Origin of the sequence: Bacillus cereus group sp. BfR-BA-01379 (assembly GCF_022663605.1) — a bacterium.
GTDB classification, from domain to species: domain Bacteria; phylum Bacillota; class Bacilli; order Bacillales; family Bacillaceae_G; genus Bacillus_A; species Bacillus_A mobilis.
In genome coordinates this window covers 57523-81255 of record NZ_JAKUFT010000004.1, presented here as the reverse complement: position 1 = coordinate 81255, position 23733 = coordinate 57523, and the positions used below count along the sequence as shown (strand labels likewise).

Sequence of the window (23733 nt, the reverse complement as noted above, 5' to 3'; positions counted from 1 at the left end):
CTCATCCTTTTTGTTAATATTTTATGTCATTAAAAAATGGTATGTGAATAAAGATAGACAAGCATATTTGCAAAGAATAAGCAGAAATATGTTACAATAGAAAAAAATCGAACGAGGTGGTTGTTACGATGCGATCGAAGCGAGAACAAGCCATTTTAGACAATATAAAAGAATGGGAATCGCAATTAGTTGAGCAAGAAGCGACTGATTTTCAAAAAATGTTTGATAAATGGGTACATACGACAATTGCGAAATTACCTGAGAAAAAACGAAAAGATTTCTTTACGAAAGCAGATGGATGGCTCTTTCATTTGCATGCATTGATTCAAAGTTCACAATCACAGTTAGATGCGCGTAATCGTATTTTAGGAACGTCGAGATTATTTGATGAATCGATTGAACAACTGGAAGATTTAAAAGCGCTATCTATTGATCAATTAACATACATAGCAGAGCAGCAAACAGCACGACATCGTTTATATTCATTCGTACAAGGCGGAGCAACGGGTGCTGGAGGTTTATTATTATTAACGGCTGATTTTCCGGTTATGATCGCGTTAAATGTGAAGGCTGTCCAACTTATTGCCACATCATTTGGGCATGATGTGAACAAGCCTTATGAAATGATGCTTGCGTTAAAGGTGTTTCATGCGTCATTACTACCAGGAAGACTTCAGCAATATGCATGGTACAATTTACTGCAAGAGCTAGAGCAAGAAGATTCGTTCTTCTATGAAGGGGACGAAGCGGTGTTACAACCAGCTTCTACTGAAGTTGTGTTAAAACAAATTTTGAAAACATTTTCGATTTATGCTCTTCGTCGTAAATTATTCCAAGGTATTCCGGTAATTGGAATGGCAATTGGGTCTACAGTGAATTATCGTTTAACGAGAAACGTTACTGAATTTGCAAATAGATTTTATCAAGTACGCCACATAGTCGAGAAGGAAAAAAGAGCATAAAAAAAGCGAGAGGCCGAAGCCTTTCGCTTTTTTAATTTGTTGCGTGCTTTTTGGACATTGGAATAGATACTGGTTGCTTTTCTGTTTTCTTCTCTGCTTTTGGATAATAAATTAAATCCAATGTTTTTGCCTGTACGGCAATCGAAAGAATAGTAAAAGCAATTTCTGTCCAATTTAAATAATATAATGAAAGCGCAAGAACAATCGCGTCAAAGACGAAGAAAATTTGCCCAATTGTAAAACGAGTTCGTTTACTTAATACAATTGTTAAAATATCGTCCCCGCCGGTTGCACCGCCAAATCGCAATATAAAACCGAGTCCAATACCAGCTAATGCACCGCCAACTACTGCAGCTATAAATAAATTGTTTGATAAATCGACCGTAAATGGAGAATAATTTTCCATAAGAGAATAAAATACTCCGAATGAAATCGAACCTAGGAATGAATAGCCAACCATTTTTCTACCTAAAAATGAAGCACATAGTAAAATAATTGGGATATCCATAATTACAGTTGAAATAGATGGTGAAATATCATAAAAATTTTGGATGAATAGTGCAATTCCTACAAAGCCACCTTCTGTTAAGTGGTTTTGGAAGTGAATATGGTATAGCGCTGCTGCTAAAATAAATGAACCGATTAAAACCATAAAAATTTCTTTAATAATTTGTCGACTTTGGATGTTCCTCATCGTTATTCCTTCTTTCCGTAGTTAGTAGTCCTGTTTGTGTTGTAAACTAACTACGAGCTCACATGTAGCTTTCAGTTAGTTTACGAAAAAACTAACTACGCTATATGTCGCTGAAGAAATAACGAATAATCCTCTCGTCCATCAATTCTCCCTACCTTCGTTTTAGTTTAAGTCTTAAAACGACTAAACAAAACGTGGAGTAGGATTCTTCATTTAGCAATCCTTCTCTTCTTTGTTTTGTTTAGCTAGTAACAATTAAGTCCTAAACAAAACGCTATGTGTAAGAAGAGTCTTTTTTTTGCCAAATTATCCTTCGGGCAATCATAATTTCCCCACTCTCGTATTTTTTTCGCTAGACTAAAGTATCTGAGCTGAAAAATACGCTACGTGTATGATTCGTCAATACGATGCCACATGCTCCTTCGAGCGATCATGATATCAAAATCCCTTCCTTCAAGATTTATATTATTATATCATACTTTCAAAAAATGTATGCGGATGGAAACCGACAATAAACGGAGGGAATCTACAAAAATTGTTATGTTTAAATATTTTTGTAGAAAAGCCTAAGTTATTTCGCTAAGTCGGACAGTTTTTTTAGTTTGTCCAATAAGTAAGAAAAGAAGAGTTTTTATTCAGTTGTATTTTTTTCATCACTTTTATCTTTAAAAAACGTATCCCAGCTAATCACACTTAAAAACGTTAAAGCGATAATAACGAAAGCGCGCATTAATTTTAGACCTCCTTTTGTACACAGTATATGAATCATTCACTTTGAAATGTGTCATTTTTTTACAAGTCTTAACTATTATGAGAGTATATTAATATAGATAGATGAAAGGGAGAGTGAAGATATGCTAAAAGACATATTTAAAAGAAAAGAATTAACATGCGTTTCATGTCAGAAAAAGATTCAATATGAAGAAGAGCTAGTTGCCTTTGTAAAGTTACCAAAAGAAAGAAGTATATTAGTCGGTCCGTTTGATGTGTGTTTGGCGAAAACAGCACAAGAAATATATTGTAAATCGTGTTACGACAAAAAAGCATGACCCAAAGTAATTGAGGGGCATGCTTTTTTCATTGGTGTGCTTTCCCCTCAGATACATTTTGAGTGAGTCGATACCAAAGCCAAAGGTCATTAATGATGGAAGCGAGATCGGCAATTTCTGAATTCAGTTTGCAAGAAATTTCGAAGTCTTCTTCGTTATTTAAATGATGCTGTTTTGCATTAATAGAGTGCTCGAGTTCTTTTATTCGATCAGGAATCTTTCCGCGAACTTGTTCCCATTTCAATAAAATAGCATGCTGCATTTTTTCGGGGATATCTTCCCAATCTTCTTGTAAATGAGGAATTTCAATTCCTAGATGATCATCGTATAAGAAATATTTTTCCATAAGTTCACCCCCGTTGTCCTGCTTATATTGTACATGAAAACAGAAAGAAGCTCGATGGAATTGTTTGAAAAAATTTGAAAATGACTCTTGATACATTTTGTAAAAGGTGTTAAAGTGTGAATTATTATAAAAGAAAATGAATATTTATTCTTTAGGGGGATGCAAAATGGAGAAGAAAAAAGTGGTATTAGCATATTCCGGAGGTCTTGATACTTCCGTTGCAATTAAATGGTTACAAGAGAAGAATTATGATATTATCGCGCTTTGTTTAGACTTAGGGGAAGGTAAAGACTTAGCATTTGTAAAAGAAAAGGCACTTTCAGTAGGTGCAATTAAATCATATATGATTGATGTTCAAGAAGAATTTGCAAATGAATATGCATTGATGGCGATGCAAGCGCACACGTTATACGAAGGGAAATACCCTCTCGTTTCAGCGTTATCACGTCCACTTATCGCGAAGAAATTAGTTGAAATTGCAGAACAAGAAGGAGCGACTGCAGTTGCACATGGATGTACAGGGAAAGGGAATGATCAAGTTCGTTTTGAAGTTTCTATTCAAGCATTAAATCCTTACTTAGAAGTGATTGCGCCTGTACGTGAATGGAAATGGTCACGTGAAGAAGAAATTGCCTATGCAAAAGAAAACAATGTACCAATTCCGATTAATTTAGATAGCCCGTTTTCAATCGATCAAAATTTATGGGGACGCAGTAACGAATGTGGCATTTTAGAAGATCCATGGGCAGCGCCGCCAGAAGATGCATATGAGATGACATTAGCTTTAGAAGATACACCGAATAAACCAGAGTTTGTAGAAATCGGTTTTGAAGCAGGCGTACCGACGACTTTAAATGGTACTGCATATTCACTTTCAGAACTAATTAAAACGTTAAATGCACTTGCTGGAAAACATGGCGTTGGACGTATCGATCACGTAGAAAATCGTCTTGTTGGTATTAAATCGCGTGAAGTATACGAATGCCCAGCAGCGATGACATTAATTACGGCGCATAAGGAACTTGAAGATTTAACACTCGTAAAAGAAGTAGCGCATTTTAAACCGATGATTGAGCAGAAAATAACAGAACTTATTTATAACGGTTTATGGTTCTCTCCTTTAAAACAAGCGCTTAACGCTTTCTTACAAGAAACGCAAAAGAATGTAACAGGTACAGTGCGTGTGAAATTATTTAAAGGCCATGCGATTGTAGAAGGACGTAAATCTGAGTACTCTTTATATGATGAAAAACTAGCAACATATACTGCCCAGGACGAATTTAATCATGATGCAGCAGTTGGATTCATTTCATTATTCGGTTTACCGACGAAAGTATACAGCCAAGTGAATCAAAAGAAGGTGGAAGCGTGAGCAAACTTTGGGGCGGACGTTTTACAGAAGAAGCGGAAGCATGGGTTGAAGAGTTCGGAGCATCCATCTCCTTCGATCAACAATTAGTAAATCAAGATATAAAGGGAAGTATTGCGCACGTAACGATGCTAGCAAAGCAAGGCATCGTTACGAAAGAAGAAGCAGAGAAAATAAAGGTAGGTCTTCAATATTTATTAGAAGAAGCGAAACAAAATAAATTACATTTTTCAGTTGAAGCGGAAGACATTCATTTAAATATCGAAAAGATGTTAATTGAAAAAATCGGTGAAGTAGGAGGGAAACTTCATACTGGCCGAAGTCGTAATGATCAAGTAGCGACTGATATGCATTTATATTTAAAAGAAAAAGTAGAACATATTATAAGAGCTACAAAACAATTGCAGACGGTTCTTGTTCATCAAGCAGAAAATAATATTGAAACCATTATGCCTGGTTATACGCATTTGCAGCGTGCGCAGCCGATTTCATTTGCGCATCATATTCTCGCTTACTTTTGGATGTTAGAGCGTGATGTGAATCGTTATGAAGATTCATTAAAGCGCATTAACATTTCACCATTAGGAGCAGGAGCATTAGCTGGGACGACATTCCCGATTGACCGAGAATATAGTGCGGAGCTTCTTGGATTTAATGGGATCTATGAAAATAGTTTAGATGCAGTAAGCGATCGTGATTTCATACTGGAGTTCCTAAGTAACTCATCTATGCTCATGATGCACTTATCACGCTTTTGCGAAGAGCTTATTTTATGGAGTAGCCAAGAGTTTCAATTTATTGAAATGAGCGATCAATACGCAACGGGAAGCAGCATTATGCCGCAAAAGAAAAATCCGGATATGGCGGAACTTATTCGTGGTAAAACAGGCAGAGTGTATGGTAATTTATTTAGTTTACTTACAGTCATGAAAGGATTACCGCTCGCTTACAATAAAGACTTGCAAGAAGATAAAGAAGGAATGTTTGATACAGTAAAAACAGTTGAAGGGTGCCTTCATATTATGGCAGGCATGCTAGAAACGATGACTGTAAACAAAGAAAAAATGGGGCAAGCTGTGACGCAAGATTTCTCAAACGCAACAGAAATTGCTGACTACTTAGCAAGTAAAGGACTACCATTCCGTCAAGCTCATGAAATTGTTGGGAAGCTAGTGCTACACTGCACACAAAAAGGAATTTATTTATTAGATGTACCACTTGAAACGTATAAAGAAATGAGTTCGTTATTTGAAGAAGATTTGTATGAAGTTCTTTCACCATATGCAGCTGTGAAACGTCGTAACAGTGCTGGCGGGACAGGGTTTGAGCAAATTGAAAAAGCTTTGGAGAAGGCGAAGGGATTAGTTGGAGAGTTTGTTGGAAGTTGATTGATAGGAAAGAAGGTACGCTAACCTTAGTAGAGGAAAGCGTACCTTTTTTTGTTTTTATAGAATCTAAATTATTGTTGGTTTGTTTTCCTCAATTTTCGTTCTTTTATAAGTTTCCTAATATCCTTAATTATATAAATAGTAAGTCCGATCATCAGTACAATATAACAAATTTGCCAAACGATATATATCCATGTATCTTTAGATCCTTGAGTGACAAAAAAACTTTCGATTAACATAGAACCAAAATAAACTGAGAAAAATAATAGGGCAGTATCTTTTTTCTTACCCATGAAAAACAGTATTAAAAACATAATAGAAAGACCCATGGGCCAATACATACTTTCGAACATTGAAATTATAAACCACCTTTTATTCGTGCATATAATATGAAGAAATGAAAATGTTTGTTAAGGAACATTATCTTTCTTGGTTATGCATTTGCATTATATTTTGCAACAATTGTTCTCTTACTTAGTTTGATGCATAACACAGTATATACTACATATGTAGGGAAATAAACAATAAAATAGTCATAGCTAGGATTTCTTATGCCTATCTCGTCCTATTGATTTATTTTCTTGTCTTTCAAAAAAAGTGGTGGAGAAATCTTCTCCACCGCCTAAAATTAATCATATTTATGTCGATCTTCCGTAATTCGAATAAACTCAATATCCATCAAATCTCGTAGTAATGCACCGTTACTTAGTTCCACACCATGTCTTTCTTTGAAATGTGTACGGATTGTATCTAACATTTCGAGCTCTTTCCCGTTCACATCTAAAATAATACGTTCAGAATCATTCATGTAGCATCCTCCTTTTTTAAACATCTATATTTTGTCCATCTATTTCTAAAAAATGTATGTTAACCTAAAGTTAGGAAATAAGAAAGGAATGGAAAATGAGACGTATTTATTTTGTTGGGTTAATTTTGTACACGCTAATCGTATTACACGGTGCATTCCCAAATATCTTTTCATTTAAGGATGTAGAAACAGTACATGTTGGGATATTTATTTTTATTCTATTTGTAGTAGATTGCTGTATTTCAATATGGCTTTCGAAAAGAAAACATGTACAAAATAAAAAAGAAATGGAACGGAAAAAGAGAAAACGTTCCTTTTGGATGACGACGTACTGTTTTTCTTTAGTACTTATTGCTGTTTTTTTTAGTGAGCATATTCCATTAGAAAGATTAGATATTGGATTTGGAGCGTTCGTATTTGCATATTATTTTTTCATGCACTTTCTTCCTTATATGAAAGGAAAACGAGGAGAAGAGGAAGATTCGCTTGTAGAAGAAGCGAGAGAACAAGAGCATAAGAGAATAGAAGAAGATATACAGAAACTTGGAGAACAAAAATGGTATTTAAAATCTAAAATCATATATGTTCTGTGCTTTATCACGCCGCCAATCGGTTATTTGTATGTGTTCTTGCTTCGTAAAAAAATGACAGAAGATGCAAAGCAAACGTATTTGACGGTTGCGACGATTATGATGGCATTATGGTCTTTGAAGTTCTTACCGCCATATGTGCTGGCAGTAGCTGTTGTAGTGATTGTTTGTCTTGTGTTTATAGTGAAGTATGTGAAATGAAGAAAAACAAGAGCTTGTAATATTAAGCTAATAGATAGATTAAAGCAAGAAATGTTATACTATAATTTTCTTATTTAGTAATAATAGGAGGGATAATAATGGTTCAATCAATAGTTCATATCGCATTAGTAGTAAAAGACTACGATGAGGCAATAGAGTTCTATACAAAGAAACTAAATTTCACATTAGTCCAAGATATATATCAGCCAGAGCAAAACAAAAGATGGGTAGTGGTATCTCCTCCTGGTTCAGTCGGCACCACAATATTACTGGCTAGAGCATCTAAACCGGAACCAGATTCCTTTATCGGTAACCAGTCAGGCGGCAGAGTTTTTCTTTTCTTAAATACTGACGATTTTTGGAGAGATTATAATGAAATGATTTCAAGAGGAATAGAATTTGTGAGGGAGCCGAAAGAGCAAGAATATGGAATAGTTGCAGTATTTAAGGATTTGTACGGGAATTTATGGGATTTGTTACAACTAAAAGAGAATCATCCAATCGCTCAAAGAATTAAGTAGAATACAGTTTAAACTTTATTAAATAGTCAATTGAAAAATGAGGATTTTAAAATCCATGTAAGAGTAGAGAAAAAACAGAGAAGATTTATTCCTATGAAGAAAGGCATGTCGTGAAAAAAAGGAGTGGATTACCCACTCCTTTTTTATTTTCTTATCATTGTTTAACAACATGTATTTATCGTTCATTCGAGCCTCAAGCTTCATTTCCCTTATTCTTCAGTAAAACATATGGACTTAGTGTTTTATTAATAAATTAAAGATCACCTTGCTCCTCATCACCACGAACAACAAGGACATCGCATTTCGCATAGCGAATAATATGTTCAGAGACGCTACCAATTAGGAAACGCTCAACAGCATTTAAACCAGTTGCACCACACATAATTAAATCTACTTTATGATTTGGAGCGATTTCTTTTGAAATTTTAGATTTAGGATTACCAAATTCTAATACAGTTTCAATTTTTTCAAGGCCAGCTTCAAGCGCAGTTTTTTTGTAGTCTTCTAATAAGTCTTCTGCAAATAGATTTGCACGTTCAGCAATTGCGCGGCTATAAGCCTCTACTGCTGAGTATGCTTTTACATCAACGATATGAGCAATTGTTAATGTTGCATCGTTTCGTTTTGCGACTTGAATTGCTTTTTTAAAGGCTTTTTCTGCTTCTTTAGAACCGTCCACCGCGATTAAAATATTTGTATATGTATTATTCATAGTAAATTCCTCCCAATCATTTTTATTACCGTTTACAACTTTATTATAAAACAAATTTTGGTAATGTGCTTGTCCGAAACGTTACAGAATTTTGAAAACTCTGTTTCAATTCATTTTAGTTGTAATTGGTGCAAGAACTTGTTACATATGAAGTATAGCAATTTAAAAGGAGGCATGTTTGTGAGACACGCGCTCATTACAGCCGGTACGAAAGGTTTAGGAAAGCAAGTAACAGAAAAGCTATTGGCTAAAGGGTATTCAGTCACAGTAACATATCATAGCGATATAGCGGCTATGGAAGCGATGAAAGAAACATATAAAAATATGGAAGAGCGTCTACAATTCGTGCAAGCGGATGTCACGAAAAAGGAAGATTTACATAAAATAGTAGAAGCAGCGATAAGCCGTTTTAGCAAAATTGACTTTCTAATTAATAATGCTGGTCCATATGTATTTGAACGGAAAAAGTTAGTCGATTATGAAGAAGACGAATGGAATGAGATGATTCAGGGTAATTTAACAGCGGTGTTTCATTTGTTGAAACTTGTCGTTCCTGTTATGAGAAAGCAAAACTTTGGCCGTATTATTAATTACGGATTCCAAGGAGCAGATAGCGCACCGGGCTGGATTTATCGTTCAGCTTTTGCAGCAGCGAAAGTAGGACTTGTTTCATTAACGAAAACAGTTGCTTACGAAGAAGCAGAATATGGTATCACTGCAAACATGGTATGTCCTGGTGATATTATTGGTGAAATGAAAGAAGCGACAATTCAAGAAGCACGTCAGTTGAAAGAACAGAACACACCAATTGGTAGATCTGGAACAGGTGAAGATATCGCAAGAACGATTTCGTTTTTATGTGAGGACGATTCCGATATGATTACCGGTACAATTATTGAAGTAACTGGTGCAGTAGATGTTATTCATAGACATCGATAGAGCGAAATAAAGTGAAGTTTCGAATAATTGGACAGTTTATCCTGTACGCTGAGAGGTGCGGATAATACTGTCCTTTAATGTAAAATTAAATCTATCGGAAAACTGGTATTATTTTTTGTCAAATATTGAGATATTATGTTAAAATATAAGAGCGTAGAAAGCGCTTTAAAAAATGATTCAGGGGTCATTTCATAACTCAAGGGGGAACTAATAATGCGTATCGGTATTCCAACAGAAATTAAAAACAATGAAAATCGCGTGGCAATGACGCCAGCGGGAGCAGTACATTTAGTACACAATGGTCATGAAGTTTTTGTTCAAAAAGGAGCAGGTATAGGATCAGGCTTTACAGATGAAGAATACGTACAAGCTGGTGCGAAACTTGTTGAAACTGCTGAAGAAGCATGGAATCAAGATATGGTTATGAAGGTAAAAGAGCCAGTTGCAAGTGAATATGGTTATTTCCACGAAGGTTTAATTTTATTCACATACTTGCACTTAGCTCCAGAACCAGAATTAACGAAAGCATTAATTGATAACAAAGTGGTATCAATTGCATACGAAACAGTGCAATTAGACAATCGTTCTTTACCATTACTTGCACCTATGAGTGAAGTAGCTGGTCGTATGTCTGCACAAATCGGTGCACAATTCCTTGAGAAAAACAAAGGCGGTAAAGGTATTTTACTTGCAGGCGTTCCAGGGGTAAAACGCGGCAAAGTAACAATTATCGGCGGTGGTCAAGCTGGTACAAACGCAGCGAAGATTGCAGTAGGTTTAGGTGCAGATGTAACAATCATCGACTTAAGTGCAGAACGTCTTCGTCAACTAGATGATATTTTCGGTAACCAAGTAAAAACGTTAATGTCTAACCCATACAACATTGCGGAAGCTGTAAAAGAATCTGACCTTGTGATTGGTGCGGTATTAATTCCAGGTGCAAAAGCGCCAAAACTTGTAACAGAAGAAATGATTCAATCAATGGAACCAGGTTCTGTCGTTGTAGATATTGCGATTGACCAAGGTGGTATTTTCGAAACAACTGACCGTATTACAACTCACGACAACCCAACTTACGAAAAACATGGCGTTGTTCATTATGCAGTTGCTAATATGCCAGGTGCGGTTCCACGTACATCAACTCTTGCATTAACAAACGTAACAGTACCATATGCAGTACAAATTGCGAACAAAGGCTACAAAGATGCTTGCCTAGGCAATACTGCATTACTAAAAGGTATTAACACATTAGATGGTTATGTAACATTCGAAGCAGTTGCAGAAGCTCACGGTTTACAATACGCTGATGCGAAAGAGCTTCTTGAAAAAGCTCCTGCTTTATCATAATAGAGATACATTTGAGACCTTCCTTTATGAGGAGGGTCTTTTTTATATGAAAAAATTGCTGTTAGCAGTGGATATTTATGATAATTTAGAATTATGTGTAAAAAAAGCGCGGAAGAAGGGTGTATAAATGTGGAGAAAGTAAATCTATTAGAATTAACAAAGGACATTCAAGATCAACATAAAAATTTCGCCGTTTCAATTGTAAACAGTCATTGCTTACGAATAGCCGTATTTACTGGTGAATATGATTGGCACTACCATTCTAATTCGGATGAATTATTTATTGTGTTAGAGGGAGAATTACTTATCGATTTTGAAGATGGAGAAACAGCGGTTTTAAAGCCAAATGATTCTATCTTAATTCCAGCATGCACGATTCATAGAACGAGAGCATTAAAGAGAACAGTAAATCTTTGTTTTGAAAATATAGAAGCTGATACGATTAAAGTGGAGCAATTATGAAAAAATTATCTGTAGCCGAGTATAGAGAAATCCTTCCGATTTTAGAAAGTAATACAACAACGACGACGTTTGCTTATGCGGTATGTGACCAAATGATAGATGGTGAGATTTTTGCCAACGAGAAGTTAACAGCAGGATTCATTCGTACAGCTAACGGTATCTATTATTTATTTGGTGATACGGATGATCAAAATTATAATGGAGATTTATTGATGTATTTAAAAATGGCTATTGAAAAAACAGAGAAGAGATTTACACTCTTCGCTTCAAGTGAAGAGTGGGAAATAATGATTGAAGGGCGTTTTAGTAATGTACTTCGGAATATGCCACGAATGAAATTCCAAAGAGAAGTCTTTGAAGAGAAAAAACAAGATGCAAATAAAAATACATATGAAGTGAAGCGTATTGATAAAAGTGATATAGAACGAAGTAATGAATTTACAGAGGAGTACTATAAAGAATATTGGGGATCAAAAGAAGCGTTTTTGAACGGTGGTTTCGGATTTTGTATAGAACAAGATGGGATAATTGTAGCTGAATGTGTTTCGATATTTAGCGGGAATGGATTTGCTGAAATTGATATTGCAACGCATAAAGCATATCAAGGGAAAGGATTAGCCCAAGCTGTTGCAACGCGGTTCATTGAATATTGCATAAAAAATGATATTACACCGTGCTGGGATTGTTATGTAGATAATATTCCTTCGCAAAAATTAGCTAGTAAATTAAGTTTTCATAATCCAATAGAATATAGATTGTTTGTACGGAAGAAAACGGGGGAATAAAAATGAATGTGGAGTTAACGAGATTTAAAGTGAAACAAGGTAAAAGTCATCGTGTAGATGAATGGATGCGGCTTCTTAATGACAATATGAAAGAAGTGCTTTTGACACTAAACGACGAAAAGATGTACGTTGAGACAATTTTCCGGGAAATAAGAGATGGAGAGGAGTACTTATATTGGTATTCTGTGCAAGGAGAAGCTGGGGCTCTTGTCGAAAATTCTCATCATGAAATTGATAAAAAGCACTTAGCGTTTTGGTATGAATGTATTGATGAAGAAGTACAGTCTGTTGATATGAAAACAGAAGTTGTTATGATTCAAGATGTTGTGAAGGAAGCGATGAAATAATAGAATAGTATGTTGGAGAGAAGCGCATCAAAATAGATGTGCTTTTTTATTTTGAAAAAAATTATAGAAAAGCTGTATACATTTTACGCTCTCAAACGTTGAGTATATAGAAAGGAGAGCAGGATGAGCTATGATACGTTTGAAACATTATTAATAGAGAAGTCAAAAGCTGTGTTTGGATATTTAATTAAGATTGGAGCAGATAGAAAAGAAGCAGAGGATATTGTGCAAGATACGTTGTACAAAGCTTTATTACTTATGGAGGAAATACCGTTAGAGCATTTAACACCGTGGCTCTTTAGAGTTGCGATAAATCAGCACCGAGATTTACATAGGAAAGAAAAAAGACTAAATCCCATTGCGATTGAATCTGTCGTTTTTATTGGTCAAAAGTCGTTAGATGAAGTGCTTTTAACAAGTGAATTACAAGGCGAGGTACAAGCAATATTGGAGACGATGACGGAGGATTATCGTCATATCTTACTGTTGAAATATGAATATGAACTATCTTATAAGGAAATTGCCATTTTATTAAGTATGAAAGAAGAAACAGTGAAAACAAGTTTGTACCGTGCAAGAAATCAATTTAAAAAATTGTATAGGAGGAGAAACGATGAGTCGGAAGGACTTTGATTTGAATATGGATGATAAGCAGATGAAAGTTTTGATGAAGAAGGCGAAGAGGAAGCAGTTTTGGAGAAATCTCGTGATTTCAGTAGTTGTGACATTGGTCTTGATTATAGGTAGTATGAGTTTGTTAATTTATTTTAACGAGAAGAATAAGCGAGAAATGGATCAGAGAGTATATTTACGACACAGTGTTCAAGGGCCTAATATTATTTTTAATGGACATACAAAACTAAGTATGGGAATAGCTAGCGGTACAATGATGTACAGTTCCTATAAAAATATTCAAGGACAACCAGTTAAATGGATTGATGAAATTTATGAGTATTCAATCTTTGGTTATAGTCAAAAAAATGATAATGGAAATACCGGTTTAGAAGAAGAGAATATAAATAAACAATCAGAATTTGAGACAAGACAAGATTACAATAGACAGACAATGCAAAGAGAAATGCGGTTTTATTTACCTTTTGTAAAGTATTTAAACTATGTGAACGATTTAGAGAGAATTAGTGAATTGCAGAATAAAGTCGCAGAGGTAGCTCTATCTTTTGATAAGGCATATACAGCGGAGGAAGTAGTGAAAATGCTTCCTGAAGGAATACGACCTGTGTGGTTTTGGGTAGATACATATGATGAAACGAAAGCAGAGACGTATACCGGACTAGCAGAACCTGAAACGGGAGCGGTGTTAAATGCAGAGGTATCAATGAATATTTTTGGTTTTGAGGGTAGTTATGCTGATAAGAAGGAAGACGAGTACGAGGATATTAAAGGAAACTCAGCGGGGTTTCTTGGATCTATGAAATCTTTAAGTGAAAATAAAGGGGGATTTCAAGAGTATTTTAGGACAAACTATAATGAAATCAAAAACACCGAACCGAAAGACTTACAAATATATGGTGTAGTTGTAACAGGCAAAACAGAGGATTTACAAAGTTTACAAGGAGCACCATATATTAAGGCAGCTGTTAGAGGTGTAACAGTTGAGAAATATTGATCACAAGTTATTAATGTGAATAATCAGAAAATTTATGTTATAATATGGGAAAAGGAGGTTTATATGAGGCAAATACATGGAGCAATTTATATTTACATAACAATGTTTTTCGTGGCGATATCCTATGGATTAGGGCACGTGTATTCGCATCCTATACTAACTTTTTTAAGCGGAGCATGTATGGCGTTTGCGCTTCTTGTCCACCTTTTCTCAGTTTGGATCGTGAAATTTCAATTAAATATTAGTGAAATAGAAGAAGGCACTTTTTAAGTGGCCTTCTTTTTTTAATAATATTTTGGAAGCTCTTGTAATAATTTTTCAATTTCGCATTCGGTTTCTTCACATATAGACAGTGTGCGTAGTCTGAAAAATAAGCTGCGTAAGAAGGATTTTATATTTCCGTATAAGTACTCATACGATTTAATATGTAATGTTTGTTTTTGGACGGGTAATCGAGCTACTAAATCCTGAAGGGCTAATATGAGTACTTCTTCCTTTAGACCACTTTGTAGCATTGTGACAATCGGATAAACGATACGTTCATCTTCTTCATATTTGTAATAGATGGAGTGAACACAAACTTTGTTTAATAAAGTTTGTAGTATCTCTTCGTAATATAAAGTTTCCAGTTTAGGACTATTCACAAGCGCTTCAAATGTATCAGAAGCATGAGCGATACTATGCGCCCAGCCGTGGTCTTGAACATATCCACGGAAATCATGTTCATTGTTCATATATAGAATTAAGTGATCTTTTACAGTTAAAATATCATTCTGTGATAAGAAATTATATTTTGTATCCGCATCAATAAGGAGCGCCATTAATAATGTCGTAAATGCACGGGTAAATACAGCATCTTCGTCATCTGAATGAATGTTATAAAATAAATAGTTTTCGCTGATGCTTTCTAATAATAATTTCTGTAATTGTGTGTGTGAAATGTAGTCCTTTTTGATGAGATGGTAAAAAGTAGAGTAAATAAGTTTGTCTCTTAAATAGCTATCAGTAACACCTATGTGTTTAAGCATATTTGAACTTAAAGAATCAATGTTAATTGTGTTATCCATTATGTAATTATTATTACGAATTTCTTCTAACTGTTGTTGTAACATATAAACCTCCTATTTTAGAAAATTCTGTATTTTAATAGTATAATAAGAGGAAGAAATAGACAATAAATAAATGCTTTTGAATGGAGGGGCATGATGAAGAGAGCATTAGTCTTTTTGATTAGTATTTTCTTTTTAGGAAGCTGTTCACTTTCGTATGTTACTTTTTCTAGCGAGAGCAAAAGTTGGACGGTGCAATATAAAGGGCATATTCAGGATGACAGTGAAGATGGAATGTTTACGTTTCAGTATAAAGGCGGAGATGGCAATACAGAATTTAAAAATTTAGAGGTTGCTATTAATGGAGCCTTTAGCACAATGACACAAACTTCGGAAGTTCATAAAGGAGCAAAGGTTGAAATGAAGTCTTCTTGCGTAAGTTGTGCACCTCTTTCTAAAGATGAACCGATAGAAATTGTGATTAAATGGGATGATAAGTATGAAGAGAAGATGGTTTTAAAACGGAAATAGAAAAAGGCAGCAATCACGCTGCCTTTTTTCTTATTTCACAAATTGTAATTCTTTCGGGAATTTCGTTAAAATTTCTGATCCGTCTTTTGTGATGTAAATATCATCTTCAATACGAACGCCACCTACGTTTGGTACGTAAATACCTGGTTCGATTGTGAAGACCATACCTTCTTTTAATGGAGACTCGTTACCAGCTTTTACATCTGGATATTCGTGTACGCTAATTCCAAGTCCGTGACCAAGGCGGTGCGGGAAGAAGTCGCCGTAACCTGCATCTGCAATCACAGAGCGAGCAGCGTTGTCGATTGCGCCAAGTGTAACACCTGGTTTACATGCTTCAACTGCTTGTAGTTGTCCAGCAAGTACAGTGTTATAAATGCGAGTTTGTTCTTCAGAAAGTTCACCGAATGCTACTGTACGTGTAATGTCAGAGCAATAACCTTCAATGATTACACCTAAATCAAATAGTACGAAATCGCCGCGTTTCATTTTGTTTGCACCTGGAATACCGTGTGGAAGAGCAGAGTTTGCACCTGCTAATACCATCGTATCAAATGACATTTTATGTATGCCCTTTGTTTTTAATTCGTGTTCAATAATTGCTAGTACTTCTAGCTCGCTACGATCTTCTTTAATTGCATTTACACCAACTTCAACAGCGTAGTCCGCCATTTTAGCTGCTTCACGTAAAATAGAAAGTTCTTTTTCATCTTTAATTAAACGAAGTTCGCGAACTTTTTCTTCAGCTGATTTGAAAGCTGCATTTGGGAATAGTTTTGTTAATTCTTCGTAACGTTCTACGTTTAAATGTTCTTTTTCAATTGCAACTGCGTTTGCATTGATGCCGCGGTCTTTAATTGCTTTTGCAATCATATCCCATGGTCTGTCAGTATCAGTAAATCCGATAATTTCATGTGCCCAGCCAGCGTTACGCGCTTGACCTTCTTCCATTTTAGGACAAATTAAAATAGGCTCTTTTTCTTGGAATACAAACATACCAAGAAGTCTTTCGTGTGGTTCACAGTGGAAGTTTGTCATGTAGAAAACGTTTGGTGTAGAAGTTAAGAACGCAGCTTCTACGTTTTTTTCTTTTAGCCATTGCATTAAATTTTCTAATCTAGCATTCATCGATTGGCACCCCCGAGATATTTAATTACAAATATAACTTTACATCGGAGGAAAGCGTTATGACAAGTAAATAGATGTTAGAAAAGACAGGGAATTTAAAAATCATGTAGAATAAAAAGTGAGAATGTGAATAGGGGAGGAATGTAGTAATGAAAGTATCTTATCACGGGCATTCAGTTGTAAAGATTGAAACGAATGGAAAGGTGATTTTAATTGACCCATTTTTAACTGGAAATCCTACAACAGATTTAAAGGCTGAAGATGTTAAAGTAGATGCGATTCTTTTATCGCATGGACATGGTGATCATGTTGGCGATACAGTAGAGCTTGCGAAGAAAAATAATGCAGTTGTTGTGGCACCATTTGAACTAGCGACCTTTTTAAGTTGGCAAGGTGTGAATACACATCCGATGCATATTGGTGGTTCGCATGAATTTGACTTCGGAAAAGTGAAGTTTACACAAGCATTCCACGGTTCTAGTTATATTGATGAAGAAAATAAGACGATTACATATACAGGTATGCCAGCAGGAATTTTATTTACAGCAGAAGAGAAAACTGTGTACCATGCAGGAGATACCGCTCTATTCTCTGATATGAAATTAATTGGGGAACTGAACAACATTGATCTGGCATTTTTACCAATTGGTGATAATTTCACAATGGGACCAGAAGATGCTGTTTTAGCAGCAAAATGGGTTGAGGCGAAAACTGTTGTACCGATGCATTACAATACGTTCCCAGTAATTGAACAAGATCCACATCAATTTGTAGAAAAGCTACAAAATTGTACAGGGAAAGTATTAGCGGCTGGAGAAAGTATTACACTATAGAAAAGAAACCCTTCATTTGAAAAGACAAGTGAAGGGTTTTTTACGTGTGTAGGACAGCTTTTAAAGTTTGTACTTGTTTTGGTGATTCTTTTCTTTTTGGAAGTGGTTGTTCAGGTGTTTCATTCAATTCCATTGCAACTTTTTTCCCGTCTACGAAAGCTAAAAATACAGCACCTACAACTTCTAATAATTTTTTCATCATGTATCCGCTCCTTTGTTTCATTTCTTGTCTTCATTGTATATTGAAGCGGCTGGACAAACTATCGAACGAGATGACAATACCATTACATTGTTGTAATAGAAGAAGTAGTATAATGTAAGGCGTATTTTGTTATAAAAAAAATAGTACAGACATACAAAGAGAGAGTGTAACAGTTTTGAAAATATAGTATACTGAAAATACAACACATGAAGAATTTAGGGAAAAGAAAGTATGGTGAAACCATTTGGCTACCAAGCATAACCAAATTTTAGAACATATTAATAGCCTGCCAGTAGGGCATAAAATTTCTGTAAGGCAAATTGCGAAAGATTTGAGTGTAAGTGAAGGGACAGCTTACCGTGCAATTAAAGATGCAGAAAATAAAGGATATGTTAGTACGATTGAACGTGTCGGAACAATTCGAATTGAACAAAAGAAGAAAGAGAATATTGAAAAGCTGACATACGCTGAGGTTGTTAACATTGTCGATGGTCAAGTACTTGGGGGCAGAGAAGGACTACATAAGACGTTAAATAAATTCGTAATCGGGGCAATGAAATTAGAAGCGATGATGCGCTATACAGAAGCAGGAAACTTACTGATTATCGGTAATCGTACGAACGCACATCAATTAGCGTTAGAAGCTGGAGCTGCGGTATTGATTACGGGTGGATTTGATACGGAAGATCATGTGAAGAAATTGGCAGATGAATTAAAACTGCCGATTATTTCAAGTAGTTACGATACATTTACAGTTGCGACGTTAATTAACCGTGCAATTTACGATCAGCTTATTAAAAAAGAAATAGTACTCGTTGAAGATATTTTAACACCAATTGAAGAGACACTATATTTAAAACCAGGTGATACAGTACAGCAATGGCATGCGTATAACGAAGAGACGATGCACGGAAGATATCCAATTGTTGATGAAAACAAAAAGGTATTAGGTATTGTAACTTCAAAAGATATGATCGGTGTAGCGAAAGAAACACCAATTGATAAAGTGATGACAAAACATCCAATTACGGTAAATGGAAAAATGTCTGTCGCGGCTGCGGCACGTATGATGGTGTGGGAAGGTATTGAGTTACTTCCTGTTGTCGATGAAGGAAATAAACTGCAAGGTATTATTAGCCGTCAAGATGTACTTCAGGCGTTGCAAATGATTCAGCGTCAACCACAAGTCGGGGAAACAATCGATGATATTGTAACGAATCAATTCATGACACCGAAAGAAGCAAAAAATGAACATCTATATCAATTTTCAGTGACGCCGCAAATGACCAATTCAATCGGAACGTTATCTTACGGTGTATTCACAACGATTGTGACGGAAGCAACGAACCGTGTTATTCGTGCGCAAAAGAAAAGTGATTTAATTGTTGAGAACTTAACAATTTATTTCGTGAAACCAGTTCAAATTGACAATGTTGTATCGGTTCATCCGAAAGTATTAGAAATTGGGCGTAAATTTGGTAAGGTGGATGTAGAAGTACATCATGAAGGTAATGTTGTCGGGAAAGCATTACTTATGGTGCAGTTGATCGATAAATAAAAAGATGGAGCAAGCCGCTTTGGTTTGTTCCATTTTTTTATTTAAAAGGATAGAAACAAAAATAAATAGCGTATCATTTCATATTTATAGTAAAAGACTAAAAAATTTGAAGATGTGGAAATGGAATAGCGATAAGGAGGAAGCGAATAGACGGAATCATTTTCTTTTTAGTGGTCGTATGTTTCATCATTATGCATGTGTTAACGCATAGAAGAATGAATGCTATTAAAAAGAGGCTGTATTTTATAAGTTTAACTCTTGCTAGTGTGGGCGCCTTTATTCCTATATCAGGAGAAAATGAGCCGGACTTTCTTTACTTTGGTATACCAGCTGAAACGTTTGTTTATTATGGTGGATGGGAATGCTGGTTTAATCCATTAGGTTTTTTTTAACTTTATTTTGTTTTATTGGGTTTTGAAGTTAATACTTAAGCTATGTAAGAGTTCGGGTAGAGAAGTGAAAAAATAGAAGGATATGTATCAATGTGGATAGAAAATTGATTGTTAGTCGATTACGTTACTAATCGTTAAGAGATAACAATCGTGTAATTGAATAGGGAAACGATGCTTCACTATATGAACTAGGGGGAGAAGAATGGATTTTTACATTACAGAGCAGTTATGTAAGCAATATAATTTAAATAATCTTACGAAAGTTTCATTGTTGCATGGGGGAGAAAATCAAACATATCTATTCGAATCGGACAAAAATAAATTTGTAGTTAGGCAGTATAGAGAAGGACGTTATACATCCGGGCAAATAGAGGCTGAAATACATTGGTTAATAGCGATGCAAAAACAAATGTTAGTACCAGAAGTAGTTGCAAATAAAAATGGTGATTGGGTCACATCTGTTATGAAAGATGAGGGAAGTATCCAGTGTTTTATTGTCTTTAGGTTTATAAACGGAAGTGAAATTTTAGAACCAAGGGATAGGGACTATGAAAAACTTGGATCACTAATGCGAATGTTTCATGAAAAAACAAATGAAGTGCTCAAAAGAGTACCGCAAACTTGGAGAGGTTACGAAAGGCCTATATATAGTAAGCAAAAGATAATCCACGAGCCTTTACAGCGATTACTAAATGCTTCATTTCTATCGCATGCGGATAAGCATAAATGCATGAAAATTGCAGAAAGAATACAAGAACTCACAAATTCAACTCAACTAGGAGAAAAACAATTTGTTCATGGGGATATGCATTTTGGTAATGTTCTTGTAGACAAAGAGGATTGGTATTTACTTGATTTTGATGAATGTGGATTTGGATATAAAGAGTTTGATATCGGTGTTCCGAGATTACATTTAATTGCTTCGGGACAGTTAGAAGATGTATGGGGGAATTTCATGATGGGATATGGGGAAAATATTTCGGAACCAGTCATTCGACTTGGGACTGCCTCAAGAATTTTTTATATGGCGGGAAAGATTCCGTTAAGGCTTGATATCGAGCCTATTAGAAAAGACCCCGGTGCTTTTATCCGACGATATGTCCAGTATGCTGAAAAAGAGTTATGTGGAGAGACGGTTATATAAAGAAGACAGAATAGTGATTTAATTAGGTTATATATTATGTTATAATTACATTGTAAGAAAATGGATTTCGGGAAGGTGGTATGCAATATGTCATCAGAAGTGCTCTTCTTTGGTGGAATCGCGCTATTTTACTTTCTTGTGATGATACCGTTTCAATATTTATACTTACAAGGTTTACATGAAAAAAAGAAACGAACAGGATTATCTCAGCGAGAGCTGTATGAAAAAATGTCTTTTGAGGAAGAACAATTACATTTCCACGTACAAGGGAATCTCTTTAATATACCGTCTGCGTTTGTTGCATATATGATTTTGAAAGTTAGAGGACGTAAAAAAGCATCACAATATTGATGCTTTTTTTACGTTGCTTCAGACAGATTCGGCTTCTTCAACGGCTAATGGTAAGAAATGTTTGTATTGGCGAAATCCATTAAATACACTTGCACTACCAAATAGAACAAATAAAACACCAACGATAATACGAGCTGTTGAAAGTTCTAAAAAGAATTGATTTATCCCGAAGAATAAGACGAATGAACCGAGTGCCATTGCGGATTTTCCTGAGAGCCAACCTTTCTCCATTGGGCGGTTTGTACGAAAGTATTTTGTTTTGTAGAAGAGGTACAACATAAATGAGACGATAATACAGAAGACTAATACTGGCATAATGCACACTCCCATCGCTTTGTAAAAAATAATAGTGGAGAAAAAAGAAATATCTAAACTTTCTAACTTTTATTATAAAGCAATTGTTCGCATGTATGAAATACTTTCCGTTATAATGGAAGATAAAGTGAAGAAGTTGAGTAAAAAGGAGATTATACATATGCATGAACAAATTTTAGCAGCAATTAAAGAGTTTGATACAATTATTATTCATCGTCATGTACGTCCAGATCCAGATGCGTTAGGTTCACAGGGCGGTCTTGGTACCATTCTACAAGAATCGTTTCCAGAGAAAAATATTTATACGGTTGGGTACAATGAACCGTCACTAGAATATTTACGAGTAATGGATGATGTTGAAGATAGTGTATATGAAAATGCACTTGTTATCGTATGTGATACTGCGAACCAAGAACGTGTTGACGATCAACGCTACGCAAAAGGGAAGATGTTAATTAAAATTGACCATCATCCGAATGAAGATCCGTATGGAGATATTACGTGGGTAGATACGACAGCAAGTTCTACAAGTGAAATGATTTATGAGTTTTACAGTTATGGAAAAGATAAAGGATTACAGATAACAAAAGAAGCAGCTCGTCTTATTTTAGCGGGTATTGTTGGGGATACAGGTCGTTTCTTATTCCCGAATACAACAGCGAAAACACTTCGTTATGTAAGTGAGCTTGTTGATATGGATGTGAAATTCACAGATTTATACAATGAAATGTATAAGACGAAAGAAAAGATTGCTCGTTTGAACGGCTACATTTTACAAAACTTTACGATGGTAGAAGAAGGGGCAGCTTACATTAAATTAACGAAAGAAGTATTAGAAAAGTTTGATGTACTTCCTTCTGAGGCATCTGGCGTTGTTGGAGCACTTGGTAATATTGATGGATTAAAGTCGTGGGTTCTATTTTTAGAGGAAGACGATGTGATTCGTGTTCGTCTTCGTTCAAAAGGACCAGTGATAAATAAATTAGCAATGCAATATAATGGCGGAGGGCATCCGATGGCTTCTGGTGCAAAAGCATCTTCTTGGGAAGAAGCGGATCGTCTTTTTGCTGATTTACGTGAGCTGTGTAGATAAGAGATTATATAGTAGGACAAAAAGAAGGAGCGGCGCTAAAGCCCTCCTTCTTTATTTTTCTTTCTCTATAGTAATGCTAATTTCAAGCACGGTATCAAAAGATATTGTATCGACTTTAAAGCGGTATAGACGATCGTAATGTTTATACGTTTTATTTTCGATTGCTTTTTTGAGCAGGTCTTTATTTTTTGCGATACTTTGTATGTTTTTCGTTAAAAGGTGCTGGAGGTCATTATGAATAGAAGTGGTCATGTTTTCGAGTGTAAGATTGTCTAAATCGTATTTTTCTCGATTAATTATTTTTATTTTAATCTCTTGAATAGTTAAGAGTCGTTTATTTTCTGTATTCAATTTTTCTTGATCTTCGAGAAGGACGTGGAGCTTTGCTTCTTGTTTTTCTATAATTTCTCGTTGTTCTGCTATTTTACTAGCTTGTTCTTCTTGAAAAACACCGTATATGTACAAAAAAATAAACCAGCTCAACACGCCTCCAACAGCAGCACCAGCTAAAACTAAATACCATTTTTTTGCTGTATTGGCACTTGGTACTCTCATACATGTTCCTGCGTCAGCCATTTAATAATAGTAAGACCTGTTTGCATACCACCCGTTGCGAAAAAAATAAGGAGAATTTGTTTTACGATATCTTTCATATCTCCGCCAAAGAAACTTCTTTCAAAGCTATAAAAAGTATCAAATGTTCCGCCAATTGCTGCAACGAGTGCCCAAATCCTTAAATTTTGGGCGAATTGATTAATGTAGGTTAGAGTTGGTTTTCCGATAAGAAATGCACCAAAGCCGCCAATTAATGAACCACCGAGTATAACCCCAAAGGCAATAAAATAACTAATAATAAGCAGAGAGAAAAAAGTGTGTTCTCTTACATCCATCGTCATTCCCCTTTCTTCTTCATATATATGGACAAAGTATAAGAAGTATGTTTTGATTTCCGCTTTCCTCATCACCTATAATAAAAGTAGTCAAATTGGT

General features: G+C 35.3%; 30 protein-coding genes and 1 pseudogene. 21 read left to right on the top strand and 10 right to left on the bottom strand.

Features of this window, described 5'->3' with window-relative positions; translation table 11 throughout:
* Window positions 1–128 precede the first annotated feature (128 nt).
* A complete protein-coding gene (locus MR113_RS02855) occupies window positions 129–962 on the top strand; it encodes an EcsC family protein (protein WP_001256871.1) in 834 nt (277 codons plus the stop codon).
* 31 nt (window positions 963–993) lie between these two features.
* On the opposite strand, the gene MR113_RS02850 is transcribed toward MR113_RS02855, so the two are convergent.
* Window positions 994–1656 (bottom strand): YitT family protein, encoded by a 663-nt coding sequence (locus MR113_RS02850; RefSeq protein WP_073516718.1) that lies wholly within the window; start codon window positions 1654–1656, stop codon window positions 994–996.
* Between the two features lie 854 nt (window positions 1657–2510).
* On the opposite strand from MR113_RS02850, the gene MR113_RS02845 reads away from it, so the two are divergent.
* On the top strand, window positions 2511–2705 hold the full coding sequence (locus MR113_RS02845) for a hypothetical protein (protein WP_242250888.1): 195 nt from the start codon (window positions 2511–2513) through the stop codon (window positions 2703–2705).
* A 28-nt stretch (window positions 2706–2733) separates the two neighbouring features.
* Here MR113_RS02845 and MR113_RS02840 read toward each other — a convergent pair whose 3' ends face one another.
* Window positions 2734–3051, bottom strand: a complete 318-nt coding sequence (locus tag MR113_RS02840) for a hypothetical protein (RefSeq protein WP_063245305.1) — start codon at window positions 3049–3051, stop codon at window positions 2734–2736.
* 166 nt (window positions 3052–3217) lie between these two features.
* Here MR113_RS02840 and MR113_RS02835 point away from each other — a divergent pair, with 166 nt between their 5' ends.
* The gene (locus tag MR113_RS02835; protein WP_097845525.1) at window positions 3218–4423 is read left to right on the top strand and encodes an argininosuccinate synthase; all 1206 of its coding nucleotides are present in this window, start codon (window positions 3218–3220) and stop codon (window positions 4421–4423) included.
* Window positions 4420–5808: an argininosuccinate lyase gene (argH, locus tag MR113_RS02830; protein WP_242250887.1), complete on the top strand. Its 1389-nt coding sequence runs from the start codon at window positions 4420–4422 to the stop codon at window positions 5806–5808. Before MR113_RS02835 ends, argH begins: the two co-directional genes overlap by 4 nt.
* 628 nt (window positions 5809–6436) lie before the next feature.
* Here argH and MR113_RS02825 read toward each other — a convergent pair.
* Window positions 6437–6616, bottom strand: coding sequence for a ProA domain protein (locus MR113_RS02825; protein WP_242250886.1), 180 nt, complete (start codon window positions 6614–6616; stop codon window positions 6437–6439).
* 95 nt (window positions 6617–6711) lie between these two features.
* On the opposite strand from MR113_RS02825, the gene MR113_RS02820 reads away from it, so the two are divergent.
* Complete coding sequence (locus MR113_RS02820; RefSeq protein WP_242250885.1) at window positions 6712–7407, top strand: hypothetical protein; 696 nt, start codon at window positions 6712–6714, stop codon at window positions 7405–7407.
* A 98-nt stretch (window positions 7408–7505) separates the two neighbouring features.
* Window positions 7506–7928 carry a VOC family protein gene (locus MR113_RS02815; RefSeq protein ID WP_242250884.1) on the top strand — a complete coding sequence of 141 codons (423 nt, stop codon included), beginning with the start codon at window positions 7506–7508 and terminating at the stop codon, window positions 7926–7928.
* A gap of 253 nt (window positions 7929–8181) precedes the next feature.
* On the opposite strand, the gene MR113_RS02810 is transcribed toward MR113_RS02815, so the two are convergent.
* Window positions 8182–8640 carry a universal stress protein gene (locus tag MR113_RS02810; RefSeq protein WP_063260721.1) on the bottom strand — a complete coding sequence of 153 codons (459 nt, stop codon included), beginning with the start codon at window positions 8638–8640 and terminating at the stop codon, window positions 8182–8184.
* Between the two features lie 147 nt (window positions 8641–8787).
* Here MR113_RS02810 and MR113_RS02805 point away from each other — a divergent pair, with 147 nt between their 5' ends.
* From MR113_RS02805 to MR113_RS02770, 8 genes are all read left to right on the top strand, one after another.
* On the top strand, window positions 8788–9579 hold the full coding sequence (locus tag MR113_RS02805) for an SDR family oxidoreductase (RefSeq protein ID WP_242250883.1): 792 nt from the start codon (window positions 8788–8790) through the stop codon (window positions 9577–9579).
* Window positions 9580–9792: 213 nt separating this feature from the next.
* A complete protein-coding gene (gene ald, locus MR113_RS02800) occupies window positions 9793–10926 on the top strand; it encodes an alanine dehydrogenase (RefSeq protein ID WP_061677019.1) in 1134 nt (377 codons plus the stop codon).
* A gap of 129 nt (window positions 10927–11055) precedes the next feature.
* A complete protein-coding gene (locus MR113_RS02795) occupies window positions 11056–11388 on the top strand; it encodes a cupin domain-containing protein (protein WP_242250882.1) in 333 nt (110 codons plus the stop codon).
* Window positions 11385–12173, top strand: coding sequence for a GNAT family N-acetyltransferase (locus MR113_RS02790; RefSeq protein ID WP_242250881.1), 789 nt, complete (start codon window positions 11385–11387; stop codon window positions 12171–12173). The genes MR113_RS02795 and MR113_RS02790 overlap by 4 nt, the downstream gene beginning before the upstream one ends.
* Before the next feature lie 2 nt (window positions 12174–12175).
* Complete coding sequence (locus tag MR113_RS02785; RefSeq protein WP_242250880.1) at window positions 12176–12520, top strand: DUF6176 family protein; 345 nt, start codon at window positions 12176–12178, stop codon at window positions 12518–12520.
* Window positions 12521–12643: 123 nt separating this feature from the next.
* Window positions 12644–13153, top strand: coding sequence for an RNA polymerase sigma factor (locus MR113_RS02780; RefSeq protein ID WP_242250879.1), 510 nt, complete (start codon window positions 12644–12646; stop codon window positions 13151–13153).
* Window positions 13134–14147, top strand: coding sequence for an anti-sigma factor (locus MR113_RS02775; RefSeq protein WP_242250878.1), 1014 nt, complete (start codon window positions 13134–13136; stop codon window positions 14145–14147). Before MR113_RS02780 ends, MR113_RS02775 begins: the two co-directional genes overlap by 20 nt.
* Window positions 14148–14210: 63 nt before the next feature.
* Window positions 14211–14417 (top strand): hypothetical protein, encoded by a 207-nt coding sequence (locus tag MR113_RS02770; protein ID WP_001248905.1) that lies wholly within the window; start codon window positions 14211–14213, stop codon window positions 14415–14417.
* Between the two features lie 14 nt (window positions 14418–14431).
* Here MR113_RS02770 and MR113_RS02765 read toward each other — a convergent pair whose 3' ends face one another.
* On the bottom strand, window positions 14432–15259 hold the full coding sequence (locus MR113_RS02765; protein WP_242250877.1) for a DUF2785 domain-containing protein: 828 nt from the start codon (window positions 15257–15259) through the stop codon (window positions 14432–14434).
* Between the two features lie 93 nt (window positions 15260–15352).
* On the opposite strand from MR113_RS02765, the gene MR113_RS02760 reads away from it, so the two are divergent.
* Window positions 15353–15727, top strand: a complete 375-nt coding sequence (locus tag MR113_RS02760; protein ID WP_242250876.1) for a hypothetical protein — start codon at window positions 15353–15355, stop codon at window positions 15725–15727.
* 30 nt (window positions 15728–15757) lie between these two features.
* Here the strand turns inward: MR113_RS02760 and pepQ are convergent, their stop codons facing one another.
* A complete protein-coding gene (gene pepQ, locus MR113_RS02755; RefSeq protein ID WP_061677028.1) occupies window positions 15758–16855 on the bottom strand; it encodes a Xaa-Pro dipeptidase in 1098 nt (365 codons plus the stop codon).
* 149 nt (window positions 16856–17004) lie between these two features.
* Here pepQ and MR113_RS02750 point away from each other — a divergent pair, with 149 nt between their 5' ends.
* Window positions 17005–17688, top strand: coding sequence for a metal-dependent hydrolase (locus MR113_RS02750; RefSeq protein WP_242250875.1), 684 nt, complete (start codon window positions 17005–17007; stop codon window positions 17686–17688).
* A gap of 40 nt (window positions 17689–17728) precedes the next feature.
* Here MR113_RS02750 and MR113_RS02745 read toward each other — a convergent pair whose 3' ends face one another.
* Window positions 17729–17887, bottom strand: a complete 159-nt coding sequence (locus MR113_RS02745) for a hypothetical protein (RefSeq protein ID WP_170956879.1) — start codon at window positions 17885–17887, stop codon at window positions 17729–17731.
* A gap of 247 nt (window positions 17888–18134) precedes the next feature.
* On the opposite strand from MR113_RS02745, the gene MR113_RS02740 reads away from it, so the two are divergent.
* The 4 genes and pseudogenes from MR113_RS02740 (at window position 18135) to MR113_RS02725 (ending at window position 21335) form a co-directional block, all read left to right on the top strand.
* Window positions 18135–19448, top strand: a complete 1314-nt coding sequence (locus MR113_RS02740; RefSeq protein ID WP_061677030.1) for a CBS domain-containing protein — start codon at window positions 18135–18137, stop codon at window positions 19446–19448.
* Window positions 19449–19594: 146 nt separating this feature from the next.
* Window positions 19595–19916 (top strand): annotated as a pseudogene (locus tag MR113_RS02735) (hypothetical protein).
* A gap of 126 nt (window positions 19917–20042) precedes the next feature.
* Window positions 20043–20984 (top strand): phosphotransferase enzyme family protein, encoded by a 942-nt coding sequence (locus MR113_RS02730; RefSeq protein WP_242250874.1) that lies wholly within the window; start codon window positions 20043–20045, stop codon window positions 20982–20984.
* Between the two features lie 87 nt (window positions 20985–21071).
* Complete coding sequence (locus MR113_RS02725; protein WP_073516697.1) at window positions 21072–21335, top strand: DUF3949 domain-containing protein; 264 nt, start codon at window positions 21072–21074, stop codon at window positions 21333–21335.
* A gap of 18 nt (window positions 21336–21353) precedes the next feature.
* Here MR113_RS02725 and MR113_RS02720 read toward each other — a convergent pair whose 3' ends face one another.
* Window positions 21354–21650 (bottom strand): YtpI family protein, encoded by a 297-nt coding sequence (locus tag MR113_RS02720; protein WP_001144772.1) that lies wholly within the window; start codon window positions 21648–21650, stop codon window positions 21354–21356.
* 160 nt (window positions 21651–21810) lie between these two features.
* Between MR113_RS02720 and MR113_RS02715 the strand changes: the two genes are divergently transcribed.
* Window positions 21811–22743: a DHH family phosphoesterase gene (locus MR113_RS02715; protein ID WP_242250873.1), complete on the top strand. Its 933-nt coding sequence runs from the start codon at window positions 21811–21813 to the stop codon at window positions 22741–22743.
* A gap of 51 nt (window positions 22744–22794) precedes the next feature.
* Here MR113_RS02715 and ytrI read toward each other — a convergent pair whose 3' ends face one another.
* Window positions 22795–23298: a sporulation membrane protein YtrI gene (gene ytrI / locus MR113_RS02710; RefSeq protein WP_061677035.1), complete on the bottom strand. Its 504-nt coding sequence runs from the start codon at window positions 23296–23298 to the stop codon at window positions 22795–22797.
* Window positions 23295–23708: a sporulation membrane protein YtrH gene (gene ytrH, locus MR113_RS02705; protein ID WP_073516695.1), complete on the bottom strand. Its 414-nt coding sequence runs from the start codon at window positions 23706–23708 to the stop codon at window positions 23295–23297. Before ytrH ends, ytrI begins: the two co-directional genes overlap by 4 nt.
* Window positions 23709–23733 lie beyond the last annotated feature (25 nt).

Coding starts and splice junctions, on each gene's coding strand:
- MR113_RS02780 (WP_242250879.1), top strand. CDS start 12,644: ATGAGCTATGATACGTTTGAAACATTATTAATAGAGAAGTCAAAAGCT.
- MR113_RS02810 (WP_063260721.1), bottom strand. CDS start 8,640: ATGAATAATACATATACAAATATTTTAATCGCGGTGGACGGTTCTAAA.
- MR113_RS02760 (WP_242250876.1), top strand. CDS start 15,353: ATGAAGAGAGCATTAGTCTTTTTGATTAGTATTTTCTTTTTAGGAAGC.
- pepQ (WP_061677028.1), bottom strand. CDS start 16,855: ATGAATGCTAGATTAGAAAATTTAATGCAATGGCTAAAAGAAAAAAAC.
- MR113_RS02845 (WP_242250888.1), top strand. CDS start 2,511: ATGCTAAAAGACATATTTAAAAGAAAAGAATTAACATGCGTTTCATGT.
- ytrI (WP_061677035.1), bottom strand. CDS start 23,298: ATGAGAGTACCAAGTGCCAATACAGCAAAAAAATGGTATTTAGTTTTA.
- MR113_RS02805 (WP_242250883.1), top strand. CDS start 8,788: ATGAAGTATAGCAATTTAAAAGGAGGCATGTTTGTGAGACACGCGCTC.
- MR113_RS02745 (WP_170956879.1), bottom strand. CDS start 17,887: ATGAAAAAATTATTAGAAGTTGTAGGTGCTGTATTTTTAGCTTTCGTA.
- ald (WP_061677019.1), top strand. CDS start 9,793: ATGCGTATCGGTATTCCAACAGAAATTAAAAACAATGAAAATCGCGTG.
- MR113_RS02765 (WP_242250877.1), bottom strand. CDS start 15,259: ATGTTACAACAACAGTTAGAAGAAATTCGTAATAATAATTACATAATG.
- MR113_RS02815 (WP_242250884.1), top strand. CDS start 7,506: ATGGTTCAATCAATAGTTCATATCGCATTAGTAGTAAAAGACTACGAT.
- MR113_RS02750 (WP_242250875.1), top strand. CDS start 17,005: ATGAAAGTATCTTATCACGGGCATTCAGTTGTAAAGATTGAAACGAAT.
- MR113_RS02715 (WP_242250873.1), top strand. CDS start 21,811: ATGCATGAACAAATTTTAGCAGCAATTAAAGAGTTTGATACAATTATT.
- MR113_RS02855 (WP_001256871.1), top strand. CDS start 129: ATGCGATCGAAGCGAGAACAAGCCATTTTAGACAATATAAAAGAATGG.
- MR113_RS02775 (WP_242250878.1), top strand. CDS start 13,134: ATGAGTCGGAAGGACTTTGATTTGAATATGGATGATAAGCAGATGAAA.
- MR113_RS02840 (WP_063245305.1), bottom strand. CDS start 3,051: ATGGAAAAATATTTCTTATACGATGATCATCTAGGAATTGAAATTCCT.
- MR113_RS02790 (WP_242250881.1), top strand. CDS start 11,385: ATGAAAAAATTATCTGTAGCCGAGTATAGAGAAATCCTTCCGATTTTA.
- MR113_RS02850 (WP_073516718.1), bottom strand. CDS start 1,656: ATGAGGAACATCCAAAGTCGACAAATTATTAAAGAAATTTTTATGGTT.
- MR113_RS02720 (WP_001144772.1), bottom strand. CDS start 21,650: ATGCCAGTATTAGTCTTCTGTATTATCGTCTCATTTATGTTGTACCTC.
- MR113_RS02730 (WP_242250874.1), top strand. CDS start 20,043: ATGGATTTTTACATTACAGAGCAGTTATGTAAGCAATATAATTTAAAT.
- MR113_RS02820 (WP_242250885.1), top strand. CDS start 6,712: ATGAGACGTATTTATTTTGTTGGGTTAATTTTGTACACGCTAATCGTA.
- MR113_RS02770 (WP_001248905.1), top strand. CDS start 14,211: ATGAGGCAAATACATGGAGCAATTTATATTTACATAACAATGTTTTTC.
- MR113_RS02785 (WP_242250880.1), top strand. CDS start 12,176: ATGAATGTGGAGTTAACGAGATTTAAAGTGAAACAAGGTAAAAGTCAT.
- MR113_RS02835 (WP_097845525.1), top strand. CDS start 3,218: ATGGAGAAGAAAAAAGTGGTATTAGCATATTCCGGAGGTCTTGATACT.
- MR113_RS02725 (WP_073516697.1), top strand. CDS start 21,072: ATGTCATCAGAAGTGCTCTTCTTTGGTGGAATCGCGCTATTTTACTTT.
- MR113_RS02825 (WP_242250886.1), bottom strand. CDS start 6,616: ATGAATGATTCTGAACGTATTATTTTAGATGTGAACGGGAAAGAGCTC.